At 47.5% G+C, this 16,092-nt stretch carries 13 protein-coding genes; 4 read left to right on the top strand and 9 right to left on the bottom strand.

All coding sequences use genetic code 11. The annotated features are described in order from the left end of the window. Positions 1 to 55: 55 nt before the first annotated feature. From GFS24_RS25650 to GFS24_RS25640, 3 genes are all read right to left on the bottom strand, one after another. Entirely contained in the window at positions 56 to 1,351 is a 1,296-nt protein-coding gene (locus GFS24_RS25650; RefSeq protein ID WP_153664725.1) for an amidohydrolase, read from the bottom strand. A gap of 52 nt (positions 1,352 to 1,403) precedes the next feature. Then, the gene (locus GFS24_RS25645) at positions 1,404 to 1,940 is read right to left on the bottom strand and encodes an ester cyclase (protein ID WP_173003195.1); all 537 of its coding nucleotides are present in this window, start codon (positions 1,938 to 1,940) and stop codon (positions 1,404 to 1,406) included. 110 nt (positions 1,941 to 2,050) lie between these two features. Next, positions 2,051 to 3,556: a discoidin domain-containing protein gene (locus GFS24_RS25640; RefSeq protein ID WP_153664721.1), complete on the bottom strand. Its 1,506-nt coding sequence runs from the start codon at positions 3,554 to 3,556 to the stop codon at positions 2,051 to 2,053. A gap of 379 nt (positions 3,557 to 3,935) precedes the next feature. Between GFS24_RS25640 and GFS24_RS25635 the strand changes: the two genes are divergently transcribed. Genes GFS24_RS25635 through GFS24_RS25625 form a run of 3 tightly spaced genes read left to right on the top strand, consistent with a single transcriptional unit; the run spans position 3,936 to position 9,539 of the window. Next, positions 3,936 to 6,029, top strand: a complete 2,094-nt coding sequence (locus tag GFS24_RS25635; protein WP_153664719.1) for a cellulase family glycosylhydrolase — start codon at positions 3,936 to 3,938, stop codon at positions 6,027 to 6,029. A 60-nt stretch (positions 6,030 to 6,089) separates the two neighbouring features. Beyond that, complete coding sequence (locus tag GFS24_RS25630) at positions 6,090 to 8,486, top strand: 4-alpha-glucanotransferase (RefSeq protein WP_153664718.1); 2,397 nt, start codon at positions 6,090 to 6,092, stop codon at positions 8,484 to 8,486. Between the two features lie 33 nt (positions 8,487 to 8,519). Further along, positions 8,520 to 9,539 (top strand): dipeptide epimerase, encoded by a 1,020-nt coding sequence (locus GFS24_RS25625; RefSeq protein WP_153664716.1) that lies wholly within the window; start codon positions 8,520 to 8,522, stop codon positions 9,537 to 9,539. Positions 9,540 to 9,609: 70 nt separating this feature from the next. Here GFS24_RS25625 and GFS24_RS25620 read toward each other — a convergent pair whose 3' ends face one another. The 3 genes from GFS24_RS25620 to GFS24_RS25610 form a co-directional block, all read right to left on the bottom strand. Continuing rightward, positions 9,610 to 10,146 carry a hypothetical protein gene (locus GFS24_RS25620; protein WP_153664714.1) on the bottom strand — a complete coding sequence of 179 codons (537 nt, stop codon included), beginning with the start codon at positions 10,144 to 10,146 and terminating at the stop codon, positions 9,610 to 9,612. A 118-nt stretch (positions 10,147 to 10,264) separates the two neighbouring features. Next, positions 10,265 to 10,537, bottom strand: coding sequence for a hypothetical protein (locus GFS24_RS25615; RefSeq protein ID WP_153664712.1), 273 nt, complete (start codon positions 10,535 to 10,537; stop codon positions 10,265 to 10,267). Further along, on the bottom strand, positions 10,524 to 12,020 hold the full coding sequence (locus tag GFS24_RS25610; RefSeq protein WP_153664710.1) for a hypothetical protein: 1,497 nt from the start codon (positions 12,018 to 12,020) through the stop codon (positions 10,524 to 10,526). The genes GFS24_RS25615 and GFS24_RS25610 overlap by 14 nt, the downstream gene beginning before the upstream one ends. Positions 12,021 to 12,160: 140 nt before the next feature. Between GFS24_RS25610 and GFS24_RS25605 the strand changes: the two genes are divergently transcribed. Then, entirely contained in the window at positions 12,161 to 13,333 is a 1,173-nt protein-coding gene (locus GFS24_RS25605; RefSeq protein ID WP_173003194.1) for a PmoA family protein, read from the top strand. Here GFS24_RS25605 and GFS24_RS25600 read toward each other — a convergent pair. From GFS24_RS25600 to GFS24_RS25590, 3 genes are read right to left on the bottom strand one after another with little or no spacing between them, the layout of a single operon-like run. Then, positions 13,297 to 14,082, bottom strand: a complete 786-nt coding sequence (locus tag GFS24_RS25600) for a polysaccharide deacetylase family protein (RefSeq protein WP_153664706.1) — start codon at positions 14,080 to 14,082, stop codon at positions 13,297 to 13,299. The two genes, GFS24_RS25605 and GFS24_RS25600, sit on opposite strands and share 37 nt — an antisense overlap. 1 nt (position 14,083) lies before the next feature. Then, on the bottom strand, positions 14,084 to 14,842 hold the full coding sequence (locus tag GFS24_RS25595; protein WP_153664704.1) for a glycosyltransferase: 759 nt from the start codon (positions 14,840 to 14,842) through the stop codon (positions 14,084 to 14,086). Beyond that, positions 14,796 to 15,974 carry a glycosyltransferase family 87 protein gene (locus GFS24_RS25590; protein WP_153664702.1) on the bottom strand — a complete coding sequence of 393 codons (1,179 nt, stop codon included), beginning with the start codon at positions 15,972 to 15,974 and terminating at the stop codon, positions 14,796 to 14,798. The genes GFS24_RS25595 and GFS24_RS25590 overlap by 47 nt, the downstream gene beginning before the upstream one ends. Positions 15,975 to 16,092: the final 118 nt, after the last annotated feature.

Here is a 16,092-nt window from a genome sequence, read left to right as displayed (position 1 = left end):
TATTTGGGTGATTTTTTACTAAAAAAACACGCCCTATCCCCCCGCAGGGGGGATTTTATTTCTTTTTAGCGTAGTCGAAAACAAGATTGCAGAAGGCCTTTACCCCCACATCCAGCATACTGTCGTCAATGTAAAAGTCCGGCGTATGATGGCCCGGTGCCTTTTTGGGATCTGCCCCCTTAGGCATACCACCCAGGTAGAAAAAGAAAGCCGGCGCTTTAGTGCCATAGAAGGAAAAATCTTCTGCACCCGTTACCCAATTCATGATACTCACTTTGTCGCTTCCCGCTGCTTTCTGTAAAGAAGGAAGCATGCGGGCTACCAATGCAGAATCATTAAAAGTAACGAGCGTTTTCTTATCTATGGTAACAGTAACCTGTGCATTGGAAGCCTCTGCTATCTTGGTGGCCGTGCGGCGAATGCGTTCATGCACATCTGCCTGCATCTTACTGTCCAGCGTACGGATGGTGCCTTCCAGTACGGCTTCTTCCGGAATAATATTACTCCGTATACCGGAATGAAATTTACCTACCGTGATCACAACCGGAGCCTCTACAATATTAGACTGACGGCTTACAATGGTTTGCAAACCATTAATGATCTGTGTGCCTACCACAATAGGATCAACACTGTTCCATGGAGAAGAGCCATGTGCCTGTTTACCTTTGATGGCAATGGTGAACCAGTCAGAAGAGGCCATCATAGCGCCTTGCTTATACTGGATCTTTCCTATCTCAATACCGGAACCGATATGTAATCCGAACACGGCATCTACTACCGGGTTCTCCATCACACCTTCTTTCACCATCAATGGAGCGCCACCTTCTTCATCGCCGGGAGGGCCTTCTTCCGCCGGTTGAAAGATGAACTTCACTGTACCCTGTATATCCTTCTTCATGGCAGCCAGCACCTCCGCAGTGCCCATTAAAATGGCAATATGACTATCATGTCCGCAGGCATGCATCACAGGAACTGTCTGGCCCAGATATTCTGCAGTGACGGTAGATTTAAAAGGGAGATTGACCTTTTCCAGTACCGGTAATCCATCCATGTCTGCACGCAGGGCAACAACAGGCCCAGGTTTACCACCTTTCAGAAGGCCTACCACACCGGTTTTGGCGATGCCTGTTTTTACTTCAATACCTAATGTGCGCAAATGTGCTGCAATGTATTCCGCGGTTTTTGTTTCACGGTTAGAGAGTTCAGGATGTTCGTGAATATATCTCCGCCATTCAATGATCTTCGGTAAAAGCGCGCTGGCTTTTTGCGCGATCTGCGCCTGGAAGTCTTGTGCATGCAGGGATAGAGACGATACAATAAGGGTGATCAGGAGGGTTAGTGATTTGTTCATATAGTTCGCGTTGGCTTCTGATAAAATAAGCCAGTTCCGCGAATTATCCTAATTATTTGGCCAGCCCTATCTGTTTCATAATAGCCAGGTTATCATAGAAGAGGTACTCCTCTATCATCTTCCCCTTTTCCCAACGCCCGATAGTGACCATGGAGAACTTGAATTTCCTGCCGGTAGGAGGGATGGTTTTACCACCGCCTATGTCCATTGGCTGAGAGAAGGTGCCTTCCACTGTGCCTATCCCGCAGGTCCATTCACCGGTACCGAAACGTACAGGATGCGCTGTGACCTTAGTGTCCGGCGCAAATTCGAACTGCGGCTTCAGCATATCTATGTGTGCCGGATTCAGGCCTATTGTGGTGCTCCCATCCGGGTAAAATGCCTTGATGTGGTCTGCATGGCTGAGGCTGAGAGAATCCCATAACTGGTGGCTATAGAACTGGAAATCCAGGGAGTCGAAGCGTGCGAGGTGCACTTCCGTGAGCTTTTGAGCAGCTTCGTACTGATCTACCTTCTTTTGCAGTTCCTGCAGTTTATTATTGTCGCTATTGCAGGCTATGAAAGCCAAAGCAACCAGGAGATATTTCATGTGTATTTTATTTTGGTATATACACATTAGTACAATCTCAAAGGCCGGAAAGTTTTTTTGAACGCACCAGTTTGAGTAAATACTTACTCAAACTGGTGCGCCAGGGCAGATCAAAGCTTCTGCAATTTCTTAGAAATAGACCGGCCACCATGTTGTAGCTGAAGGATATAAGATCCCGCCGGTGTGTCCCCACATTTGAACGGAATGGTATGTTTACCTGCCGGTAATTGCCCATTCACTAGTACAGCCACTACCTTACCTGTAATATCATACACTGCGAGGTGTGTTTTGCCCGCTGCTTTCAGATGGAAACTTACCGTAGTTTGCTGGGTGAACGGATTGGGCGTAGTCTTTAATTCTATCTCATTCGTCTCTTCTTCTGTCGCCGCCTTACGGGAAACAAAACTGCTGCCGTTCAATACTTTTACTTCCGTATAACTGTTCCAGGCATTCACCGTATTGCCATGCCCCACAATGCGGACATATTTCGCAGATGTAGGAGAGAAGTTAAATGTTTCCAATGCGTTGGAAGTACCGCTGCTTTGTAAGCCGGTGGATACATTGGAGAAAGAAGTACCGTTGGTGGAAACCTGTATATCAAAGTTAGAACGGCGGGTGGTGCCTTGATAAAAAGCGATCTGAACACCGGATACTGTTTGGGTACTGCTCAGGCAAAGCTGTATCCACTGTGGGTTGCCAGAGGCAGACCATCTTGTGCTCAGATTATTGTCCAACACATTGCCCGGTACATTACCATCATCGGTACTCGCTGAAGCAGGTACACAGGCAGTGCCCACATCGCTGGGGCAAAGACTTGTGGTGCCTTTTGTTACGCAGATATCTGCCAGGCGGATGGTTTCATCGCGCAGGTAAGAAGGGCTGGTTAGACTACGGTAGAACCCGAATTTGGGTGCGCCATACCCTGCGCCATCTTCCCACATATCCAGGCTGTTGTTGGTGTACGATAACAGCGTTACACCATCACTTAATCTTTTGACCACAAATTCCAGTGTACCGTTATTATCGTGTTTGATCTTCACGTACGCTTCTACCCATACACCTTTAAAAAGGCTCAGGTCAGCGGTGGCAACAGCGCCACCCAGCCCCGTATGGCCTATTTCCATTTTGTTGTTATAACGCGGTGTAAGCGTGATGATAGGCGAACCACTGCCATGGCCATTACCATATGCTTTCAGTTGCATGATATGGCAAAAGTTGGGAGACTCCTGGAAGTTGGCATCCAGTTTAAACTTCCAGCGGTAATGGCTGGTAGAGCCCTGCGTGCCCTGTTGTGCACTTCCTGTTCCTCGTAACTCTATCCGCTGCCGGTCTGTAGCGCCGCAACGGTCGTCATCCAGATCGCGGTGCAGCGTGAAGCCAAAAACATATTTGCCCAGCTGCGTGTCCATGATCTCATTGATATGTTTTACAGCGTGGCCGCAATCGGGGGATTCAACATTGTATCCTTTTTCGTTCATCAGTTCATACGTATTGCCGGGGCCGTCAGCAATAACAGTTGACTGCTGCGCCTGTACGGCAGCTGTCACAAATAATAATAAACCTACAAGGCATGCCTTTACAGAGAAGACAGCACGGGTGAAGTACGCCTGCATCATGGGAAGAGGGTTTTAAATGATTAAACAATGATCCTGCAACGCGTGGAATATAATAAGTATAGAAGGCGGAAAATGAAGCGGTTAGCCTGTTACAGGCATTTTAGATCTGGGTTGTTTTCATAAGTGGATGTGTTGTTCTACTCCTAATTTAAATTATTTTCCTTGATCTTTCTTTCTGTTTGTATGAAATTACCTATATTTATGCAAACGATTGCACTTTAAGCCAGAATAGAATGTAATCTGAGTGAAAGCCCGCTTGATTTACACGTTATAACTTCCGCATCTCCTTTTAATTATCGCAATTGTCCGCATAGGACAGGGCATTGTATTGCCATCAACCTAACTGATGTCTAAATCACAACCCTTAATAGTTATCGTTATGAAAACACATTTATCCTTTAAACTATTGCTGTTGATCGTATGCCTGTTAACCGGCACAAGTATCCTTAAAGCACAAACACCTGTTGCACAGAATGGACAATTACGGGTGATAGGTCTTAAATTATGTAATCAGTATGGGAACCCAATTCAGCTGCGCGGCATGAGCACGCATGGTATCCAGTGGTATGGATGGGGGAGTTGTTTAACGGAGGCATCGCTGGATGCCCTGGCATATGACTGGGGTGCAGATGTATTGCGCATTTCCCTGTACGTACAGGAAGGTGGTTATGATACAGACCCTGCAGGTTTTACCGCACAGGTGAGCCGCCTGATAGAAGAGGCTACAGAGCGTGGCATGTATGCGCTGGTAGACTGGCATCAGCTAACTCCCGGTGATCCTAATGCCAACCTGGCAAAAGCAAAAACATTCTTCACCGCTATTGCCAATCAGCACAAGAATAAGAACAACATCATTTACGATGTATGTAATGAGCCCAACGGCGTTTCCTGGGCAACCATCAAAAACTATGGCGACCAGATCATCCCGGTGATCCGGGCTATTGACAGTGATGCGGTGATCCTTATTGGTACACATGCCTGGGGTTCCATGGGTATTTCTGACGGGCGTACCGCACAGGATATTGTGAGCAATCCTTTGAGCTTCACCAATATCATGTACACTTTTCACTTCTATGCAAAGTCCCACGGCAATGCGTATTATAACGAACTGAACTGGGCCTCCGATCGCCTGCCGGTTTTTGTAACCGAGTTTGGTTCGCAGGAAGCGAGCGGTGACGGACCAAATGATTTCACCATGACGCAACGGTACATAGACCTGATGCGTACCAAGAAGATCAGCTGGACGAACTGGAACTACTCTGATGATAACCGCTCCGGCGCGGTATGGACTACAGGTACCTGCTCAGCAGGCCCATGGACCACTGCCCGCCTGAAACCCGCAGGCACCTGGATCCGTGAACGGATGCTAAGCCCGGCAGATGATTTCCCCGGCGGTAGTACACCACCGGTTTGTTCTCCTGCTGCAGCCAGTGCTGATGATGGAAACGTGGCAGGTAATGTATTGGATAATAACCTGACTACCCGCTGGTCTGCCAGTGGAGACGGGCAATGGATCCAGTTCTGTTTGAATAATATCGTAACAGTAACAGGCGTGAAGATTGCTTTCTATAATGGAAACGTACGCAGTTCTAACTTTGATATACAGGTTTCAACGGATGGTATTGGCTTCACGAATGTAGCCACCGGCCTGAGCAGCAACGGCACCTCCACGGCGCTGGAAACATTTAACTTTACGGCGGCATCTGCTAAATGGGTGCGCATTGTTGGGCATGGTAATAGTGTGAATGCCTGGAACAGTTATACAGAAGTGCAGGTAGTACAGCAAACAACACCTCCCTGTTTACCTGCTTCTGCCAGTACCGATGATGGCAACGTACCAGGCAATGTGCTGGACAATGATCTGAATACGCGCTGGTCTGCCTCCGGTAACCCGCAGTGGATACAGCTTTGTCTGAGCAGTACCCAAACAGTATCTGGTGTGCAGATCGCTTTTTATAGTGGTACTACCCGCCGTTCTAACTTTGATATACAGGTTTCCACCAATGGGACTTCTTTCTCCAATGTATCCACCGGCCTGCAGAGCAGCGGTACTTCCAATGCATTGGAAACATTTTCTTTCTCTCCAACATCTGCGAAATATGTGCGCATTGTTGGGCATGGGAATACCGTGAATGCCTGGAATAGTTACACGGAAATAAAAGTACTGAACGGCAGCAGTTTCGTTTCGCGCAAGGCAGCAACAGAAGAAGAATCACCTGCTATCGAATTAACGACTACTCCCAACCCGTTCACCCAGCAAGCCACGGTAAGCTTTGATCTGAAAGCAGCTGGCAAAACTCACCTGGCGGTATATGATATCAATGGTAAAGTAGTAACGGTATTGGTGAATGGACAGTTATCCGCAGGCAGACACACCATTCCTTTCAAGTGTGGTGAAACACCGGCGGGATCTTACATTCTGCAATTGCAACATGGTGGAAAATCTGTGTCACGGAAAATACAAAAGTTGTAGCTAACAGCAACATGCCTGCATCATTTGGTGCAGGCATGTTTTTTTTCGTAATTTCCGGCAATGACGCTTCATCTGTATGTTCGTTTTTCTTCTGCCTGGGGGCAGGAACTGTATGTATCTGTTTGCCACGATCAGGGTGAAACGAAGTTGCTGATGGAGTATTACAATGCTTCCTTCTGGTGCCTGACCATACAGGTGGATGATCCATCTGTATTCCGTTACAGGTACTGTCTGGGTACCCTGGCAGAGAAAAATATCCGTACCATTTATTGCTTCCCTTCAGATAAAGAACTCACGGTGCGGGATACCTGGATCTGGCCGGGTATGTCAGAGAATGCCTGGTTAACGGCCCCATTCAGTGAGGTGTTTTTCAAACGACCTGTAACAGCACTTCCAGCCCCTGCATTATATACTTTCCGGGTACACGCTCCTTTGTTAAAGACAGAACAATCTGTTTGCATCGTCGGTAACATTCCGGAACTGGGGGAGTGGGATGCAGCGAAGGCCATTCCTTTAACTTATACGGCAGAAGGAGATTTTATAACAATAGCAGACATACCACGCGGTGTACTGATCGAATATAAGTACGGAAGAAAAGAAGGTGATCAATTTATTTATGAAGAAGGAGAGAACAGGGTGTTGTTCACCGGAGAATTCAGCATACATGGCCGCACCATCCTCCATGATGGGTTTGCACGGTTTCCTTTAACCCGATGGAAAGGAGCAGGCGTAGCGGTGCCGGTATTCTCACTCCGTTCTGAAAAAGGTTTAGGCATAGGAGAGTTTGAGGATCTGAAATTACTGGCGGACTGGGCTGCGGCCACAAGCCAACGCATCCTGCAATTGTTGCCGGTGAATGATACCACCGTGAATTACAGCTGGACGGATTCTTATCCTTATGCGGCTATTTCTGCATTTGCTTTACATCCTGTTTATATACACTTGCCTGCTGTTGGTAAAGTGAAAAACTACAAAAAATACCAGGCAAAACTGAATCAATTGCCCACGCTTGATTATGAGCAGGTGATCCGGATCAAGATGGAAGTGCTGCGGGAATTGTTTGCTGCATTTACACCGGATAGTGCTTATGATACCTGGGTGCAAACACACCTGCACTGGCTGGAACCTTATGCCCGCTTCAGTTGTGAACGGGATAAGGATATGGAGCCCGCATTTTATTTCTTCGTACAATATCAATTACATGGCCAGTTACTGGATGCTGTAACTTACGCACATAGTAAAGGTGTCGCCATTAAAGGAGATCTGCCGATAGGTGTATTCCTGCAAAGTGTGGAAGTGAAGGAAGCGCCGGAATTGTTTAATGTAAACGTACAGGCAGGCGCTCCACCGGACGACTTTGCAGAGAAGGGACAGAACTGGGGTTTCCCTGTTTACAACTGGGCGCAAATGGAAGCAACCGGATATAAATGGTGGAAGGAAAGGCTGGCGCATATGGCATTGTACTTCTCTGCTTTCCGCATTGATCACATCCTTGGTTTCTTCCGCATCTGGCAGATACCGCGTGATGCCATAGATGGCTTACTGGGTTACTTTGATCCTGCCTTGCCTTATACAACAGATGAATTAATGGCTGCCGGTATTCCGTTTGACCGTTCCCGTTATTGCCAGCCTTATATAACAGACGCCATCCTCTATCATACTTTCAGCGATGCAACACCTGCGGTAAAAGGTATTTACTTTGAACCGAATGGTGACGGTACTTTCCGGTTATTGCCGCAATACGCCACACAACAGGCGGTTGCGAAAGAGGCAGATCCTTTTATCCGCCAGGGTTTACTTGATCTGATCGCCAATGTGCTTTTCCTTGAACCGGTAAAGGGTGAATTCCATCCACGGTTCCATCTGCACTTAACAAGTTCCTATGCTGCGCTGGAACCGGATGTGCAGGAAAAACTGCGGGCTTTGTCTGACCAGTATTTCTTCCATCGCCATAATGCACTTTGGGAACAGGAGGCGTTAAAGAAATTACCGGTATTACAGCAAGCCACGAATATGCTGGTTTGCGGAGAAGACCTTGGTATGGTACCGGAAGGTGTGCCGGGTGTGATGCAATTACTGGGCATACTCAGCCTGGAGATCCAGCGCATGCCTAAACGGACGGACAGCAGCATAACCACTGCGCCCTACCTTTCTGTTGTAACACCTTCCACCCATGATATGAGTACTATCCGGGAATGGGCAGAGGGGGATTATCACACATTGATCGAGCAGCATTTGCAATCACCTGCCATGTGGAGCATCTTCCAGTTGCAGGACTGGCTGGCACTGGATGAGAGCCTGCCGCAGGTAACACCTTCGGAAGAGCGGATCAATGTACCTGCCGTTTCTCCCTGGTACTGGCGCTACCGCATGCCGCTCAGCCTGGAAGCCCTGCTGAAAGCAGAAAGGCTCACAGCAACTATCCGCCGGATGATCAGCATCACCGGAAGGGGGTAGGAAAAATCATATTACATTGTGTATATTTAAATCATGGAGCTAACACTTTATCCCTTCGAGTTAAGATTCCGCCACACGTTTACTATTTCGAGAAAAAGCAAGGATGTACAACCGCTATTGGTAGCAGAACTGCAGGAAGACGGATGGAGCGGCCTCGGAGAAACTGCTGACAATTCTTATTACAATATCACCGTACCCATACTGATGGCAGCTATCAATGCCCATCGTCCTTTTATTGAATCTTACAAGCTGGATACGCCGGAAGCCTTCTGGGCAGCCATGTATCCCAAGCTGTCTGATAACCTGTTTGCACTCTGCGCATTGGACCTTGCCGCGCATGACCTGTATGCAAAACGGCAGGGTAAAAAATTGTATGAAGTGTGGGGCCTGGACCCTTCTCATAATCCCTTAACGGATTATACGATAGGGATTGATACAGTGGAAAATATGGTGAAGAAATTAAAAGAATTTCCCTGGCCTATCTACAAGATCAAGCTGGGTACTAAAGATGATATTGCTATTATCACAGAGTTGCGCAAACACACAAAAGCTATTTTCCGGGTGGATGCCAATTGCGCATGGGGTGTGGAAGAAACCCTCCGGAATGCAGCGGCTTTCAAAGGCCTGGGTGTGGAATTCATCGAACAGCCTATGCCTGCCGCAGATTGGGAAGGCATGAAAAAGGTGTACGAAACATCTGCCTTACCACTGATTGCGGATGAAAGTTGTATCGTGGAAGCAGACGTAAAGAACTGCCATGGTTATTTCCATGGCATTAATATAAAACTCACCAAATGCGGCGGCATCACGCCGGCGCGGAGAATGATCCTGGAAGCAAAACAGCTGGGCATGAAGGTAATGACGGGCAGCATGAATGAAAGCACTGTCGGTACTTCTGCCGTAGCGCACCTGCTGCCCTATCTGGATTATACAGACATGGACGGCCCGTTGCTGCTGGCAGAAGATACCGCAGATGGTGTTTTGATCCGGAACGGCGAGATCATCTATGCTAACCGGAATGGTACGGGAGCTGAGTTGCGCAGGGCTTTCTGAGGAAGGTGCTGCGCATGCTAATAAAAGCTGCCTGACAAAACCTTCTGGGAAATCTGCTTTGCAAACCTCTCTAAGGGCGGCTCCCTAATGAAACCAACACTTTCTCCGGCTGCTTCGCGGGCTCATCATGCTTCATCCCCGAAAAGCTATACAACCGGTTCTCCTCATCATTCTTCGCGAGCATATACCCGTTAATGATATTCGGTTCCCGGATGGAGAAATACGTTTTGTTGTTCAGGAGCCACTCATGCGGCTGGCAGATCAGCTTATACGGCGTACCATAGTCCAGGTCCGGCTTCATGATGAAGTCGTACCCTTTCCGTTCAGCCAGTATGCCTTTGATACGGCAGAGCTCCCGGCGGGATGGATGGTAATTGGTGTCATTTTCCAACGTGCCGTAAAAGAACATACCACGGGCGCTGTCTATGTTCAACACATAGCGCAAAGTGCCTCGTTCTGATTTAAAGGATACCAGGTATTTACCCAGGAGTGCAGCGGTTTTTTGCTGCATAATGCGATTAGGCTGACTGTTTCCCTGCAGGGGGATACATAACAGGATTGCTGCAAGAACAAAAACAGCCTGCCGTATGAGAGAATGGCGGATCATAGCGACAGATTTTGTTACTATAAATTTACGGGGTTACGGTGGCTCTTTTGAACAATAAGGACGGGTGGAGGGAACAGGATTAATTGGTTGGGGAGAATTGGCTGCAAACCGGCTATCCTTATGATCCGGCTTCTTCTTCCGTGATCTCTTTCCAGGTTTTTACGAAGAAAACGTAATTGCTTTTACGCCCTTCAGCTTCAATGAATTTCCCTGCCAGGGCGGCCAGGGGATTATCCATAAAAGGATTACCCCCTGCCGGCCGGATAAGGAAGGTGCCATCTGCGGTTTGCAGGTACACACCTAAACTTTCGCTTTTAGTGGTCCGCGCGAAAGTCTTTAATATTATTTGACCTTTTACCCTTTTCGGGGCTGCTTTTTTATCGTCTGACATATTCTCTGTATCCCAATATTTCACCATTCTTTTCTTTCACTACCAGCACCTTTGTTTTCTTATGCCTGCCGCTGGTAGAGGAAGATGAATATACATGAAATTTCACCGGTGTGTTGAAGGCCTTTATATCCCTTGTCAACGCATTGGGTTTCGGTGCTGTTTCAAAAACCTTCTTTGTTGCTTTTTCTGAGAACTTTTTATCCTTCAGTAAAGAGCGCACATTCGCTGCAAATGCTGTGCCCTCTTTTTTAGTGCTCACCAAAGTTGGTGTGGCAATGAAATTGCTCAGGGCTGCTCCTTTGGAGATCATATTATCCCGGTTGTTCTTGCGGAAGTTCATGGCCTTGGATACCGGGGCGCTTGCCACCGGTACAACGGATGGTTCTCCCAGCAGATAGAACTGCGCAATGGTCTTCAGTTCATAAGGGTCCAGGGTAGGGCCCATTTTATCCAGGAAGCTTTGCCTTGCTTCCAGCAAAGCGCGGCCGGTAGAGGCGCCTTTGATGGTATTGATGAGGAAGTCCTGCGTGAGGATGTCCGCCAGGCCCTGGCCTTCTGTGGGACCATAGGCGATAGTGGAACTTCCCATGAAGGCAATGGCATGATTGATCAGGTAAGTATTGGCTACGCTCATCTGAGACGTTTCAGTTTCTTTGGGATTATACAGCTGCGCGCCGTAGCAGCATTCAGCAGCCGCAATGGTGCCTTTGGTGATCATTTTGGCCAGCATGCTGGCGTTCACGGCTTCGGGGTAATTAGCGCCCTTCTGGCCATAATAACAATGATCTTCCAGGGAGCCGTGGCAGTTAATGAAGTGTGTTTTAGCCTTGAGTTGTGTGGCTGTCCATTTGGGGCCACTCACCGGAGAGATCTGCATCAATCCGTTCTCGCCGAAAATATTATGCAGGCTTTCCTGGGTAGACAGGCGCCATTCGAATACACTCACAGAGAAATATTTACGGTATTCCTTGTCTTTAACCGGTTTGCTGGTGAGTACATCTTTCACCAGGGAATGGAAGTAGGCAGGATCATTGCTGCCGGGCACATCCGGTAAACGGCCCACCACGCGGGTAGGAGCAATGAACTTACCCGGGTCTGTATGATAAGGTGCTTCGCAGGCGTATGGCAGATCGCTGGGGATCAGTTCATCCTCATCATCATCACCGGATAAAAGATTCTCCAGTTCCTGGAAGGGGATCACATCCTGCGCACCGGCAATCAGCAGGTAATCCGGCTGGAAGTATTTGTACAAGGCATCGATGGCCGCTTTGTTCTGGCGCTGGTCCTCCGGGTTCTTTACCGCGGGGACCTTGTACTTTTTCATGGCCGTAGCATCATCGAGGAATACGATCACGGTGCTCATCTTTCGCTTTTTGTCGAAGTCTTTGATGGCGGTGAGATCTTTCAGAAATGTTTTGTGTTTACTGCCATACTTTTTAACCAGGGCAGACCGGTTGGAAACGATCAGTTTATCCTTTTTCATTTTGGGGGTATTTTGGGAGTTAATTAACCCTGTTAAGGTAAGGAAAGGTTATTAAATGTAAATCAGATTGAGTAATTTACTTACTATTCAATCGATTCCATATGAGATACCCGCGTTATGTTCTATTACTGGCTTGCCTTATGACCACCTTATTATCACAAGCCCAACTGATTGGCCGTATCACTGTAAAGGCTGGTGCCTATGCACGGCATAATACTATTTTGCGAGTGAAGCCGGGCAAATTGCAACAGCAATCCTGTCATTTAGTGACTTTCCTGGGCAAAAATGAAACAGTGGTGCCTGCACAGTTCCAGGAAGATGGCAGTTTGGTATGGCAGCTGGAAAAAGATCTGCCGGCAGGGGAACAAAGAGTGTATGAGATCTGGGCGGAAGGTCGCGGCGGAACAGATATAGTGAAAGTAGAAACAACACCTACCGCCTATCTTCTAAAGAACGAAGGCAAACAGGTATTGCAATATAATTATGCCGTGATGAACCCACCTGCAGGCATAGATACAGCTTTCAAAAGAAGTGGTTTTATTCATCCGGCATGGACGCCTGCAGGCCGCGTGCTTACAAATATCCATCCCAAAGATCACTATCATCACTTCGGTATCTGGAACCCATGGACGGATACAAAATATGAAAAGGATACAGTGGATTTCTGGAACCTGAAAAAATTATCAGGCACTGTTCGTTTTGCTAAACTGGTGCAGTTAACGAACGGAAAAGTTTTTGGTGGTTTTCATGTATTACAGGAACATATAGTGCTCACTAAACCAGAAAAGATAGCCATGAAAGAGGATCTGGAGGTAACGGCATATGGCGGAAAAGGTGCGCAGGTATGGGATTACAATTCCACGCTGCGTTGTGCAGGTACTTCTCCGATAACATTACTGGAATACAGATATGGCGGTGGTTTTGCCATCAGGGGCGCAGCGGAGTGGAATAATGAGAACAGTGTAGTGCTCACCTCTGAGGGAAAGAGCCGCAAAGATGCAGATAATACACATGGCCGCTGGTTCAAGATTGCGGGAGCACTAACAGGTGGCAAAGGCGGTTTGCTGGTATTATCAGCGCCTGATAATTTCAACTCACCACAGCCTGTACGTATCTGGCCGGAGAAAGATCAGAACGGACAGGTGTTTGCGATGTTCAGTCCAACAAAAGACCGTTCCTGGGAATTAACACCCGGTAATGTATACCCGCAGAAATACCGTGTGATCACTTTTGATGGTGATCTTACTGCTGCAGAGGCAGAAGCATACTGGAATGATTATGCTTTTCCGCCGGAGTGTACTTTCTCTAAATAATCTGCATGAGACATACATTCTCCCATTGAACTGAGGTAAGTTAAAAAGTGCCGCATTTTTTTGTGCATCCGTGCGCCGGACACATTTTTTACAATAAAGGGCAATTTATAACTGCTCAGGTCCTCCAGTTCCCAGGGATGGAAGTAGAAAGAAAAGTACTCTTCTTTCTGCAGGATCCTCCGGCTGCAATACCGGGAAAACCATAAAGGAAAATTCTTTACACTCAGCCAGAACACAGGCAGCCTTAAGCGCGGTGTTACGGAAGACGGCATTACCCACAGGGCCTCTTTGCGATGCACCCCGCGGGGCAAATGACGATTGTTGTAACGCCCGGGGATCCAGGTGGGATTCAGGGAAGCATCATAGGTATAACCTGCTTTTTCCAGTGATCCTATATTCACCGGTTTCAGACGAGGCATCCGGAAGCCTTTTACTTTCTGCCCGCTGATGTATTCCAGTTCATTCCGCGAATCCAGCAGATCTCCTTCTTCAAAAGCATCATGGTAAAAAGCATGAGAGGCGATCTCATGTTTGGCCGCCATGCGTTTTACCATGTCCGGGAAATTCTGCGCCCAGTAGGCAGTGATGAAAAAGGTAGCACGGATGTTCAGCTCGTCAAATAAAGCCATCGTTTTCAGCACACCACGATAGGATACGAGCAGTTTCTCCTGTAAAGGGATCTTCTGCCCGTATTCTTCCGGAATATCAAATTCCTCTACGTCTACACTGATCAGTATTTTATTTTTCATCTTAACTCACCATAAAGATGCCTATGAAATTAATGAATTCCCGCAGGAGCACTTTGGATTTAAATTCTGAGAAACAAATGCCCGGCCTGCACATGATAGGTATCGTACGGATCTTCAATGACTTGTTCTTTCCGGCGCGGTGAACAAATTCACTGTCGTACAGGAAACCATTGATGCGGGTGGACAGGAATTCCCTTCTGCCTTTGTCATTAAATCCTTTCAATCCCGCCTGTGCATCTGCTACGGGCAAATGCAGGAGGTAACGGTTCATGAGGCGGTTCACCATGGTGATCACCTTCCTTTTGCGCGGCAGCAATTTTACATATTGCTCTCCGCGGATACCCGCTACCACATCAGATCCATGCAGCAATTGCTCAAATGCCTGTTTCACGGCTTTTACGCCGAAAGGGAAATCAAAGTCTGTACATACCTGGTAATCGCCGGTGGCAATGGCTACGCCTAAACGAACGGCATATCCTTTTCCACGGTTCACCGGGTGATTGATAATACGTACGCCGGGAATGCCTTCCTGTAGTTGCCGGAAATGCGCATTGGTTACATTACGTATAGAGCCGTCATTCACCAGGATCAGCTGGATATCTGTTTCAGGCATCATTTCCTGTAATTCCCAATAATCCGTAACCATCTGCATTACCCAGCCTTCCGGTGGGTTGCAGCAGGGGATCACCAGGTCAAGATGATGTGTTAGGTTGTTAAGAAAAACGGGGTGCGTTGTTAATTTTGATGTTACTAGTTGCATAGTTAGTTGTTAGGCGCCATTGTAAAAAGAGAAGTACAGCAAAACAAGGCAGGGCTTTCACGCGATAATTAACAGCGATCTCATTGATCACTTTCGGAACGAGATCCGTTGGACACAGGCAGGTGACCACAAAAGTGGTGCAGAGTAAAATTGTGGTCCATTTATTATAGGGGAGCAGGAGTAAACCAAACCCCACGCCGGTTACGGCCATGATATAGGTAGGAGATTCTGTACTTTGATTGAAGATAACGATCCATATCATCAGGTAAGCTGCCACCAGCCATGGTGTAACAGCCTGTTGCCGCAGAAGCCCTGTGATGAATACAACAACGAGGGCGGCAATGGCTGCGATCAGGATGATGGTATCATTTACATGCCATACCTGGTGCAGGAAACCCAGCAGGGAACCATCTTCTTTGATGGTGCTGCCGGTGAGCAATTCTACCCAGGAGATGTAATAACCAGTAAGTGTATCCGGTGATATAAACAGTAAAGGCAATAAGGTGCCGGCAATGCCAAACAAAAAACAATATTGTATGTAGTGCCACTTCTTCGGATAAAAAAGGAATACGAGGCCTATCACTGCACCATAACCTTTGATAAAAAAAGTAAGGCAGGTGAAGAACGCCGCTCTGCCGGGATTGCCTTTGTCTAAATGCACAACGGTGAGCAGCATAAAAGCAGTCATGGCTGGGTTGGTTTGCGAAGATTGCAGGGCATTGCCTAACTCCAGTAAGAGGAACCAGAAGAGCGTTGTGCGGGCATTACCACTAAGCGGTAGCTTACTGATAGCATACAGGAAGATGCCAGCACTAAAAAGCACCCACAAGAGCAAACCAAGCTGTTGCGGAAATATAGCGAAAGGGGAAAAGAGTACCGGGAAACTGGGGTGATACAGGAAGTAATCGTAGTATTCTCCCTGGTACGCATTGTACAAGGGCAACCCTGCGGTGAGGTGCAGCCAGGAACTGCGAAAAATGATGAAGTTATTATATCTGCCTGTGAGCACGGATTGCAGGTACAAGCCTACGGCCACAAGTAAGTATATAATTACTATGCTGGAGGTGGAATGCCACCATCCCCGCCGGTCAGTTTCCACGGTGGAAACCGCCGATCCGGCTACGTTATGCATGATGTTAGGTTAAATGAGCACGCTTAAAAAAATGCGTTACTTGCTATATAGACGCTGAAGGTAAAGATTACCCCCATTCATTCTACATTAAATTCTTGAACGAAGTGGCCATGCGGAA

The organism is Chitinophaga sp. SYP-B3965, assembly GCF_009647655.1.
In the GTDB taxonomy this organism is placed as follows: Bacteria; Bacteroidota; Bacteroidia; order Chitinophagales; family Chitinophagaceae; genus Chitinophaga.
This window is presented reverse-complemented; position numbering and strand designations above follow the sequence as displayed.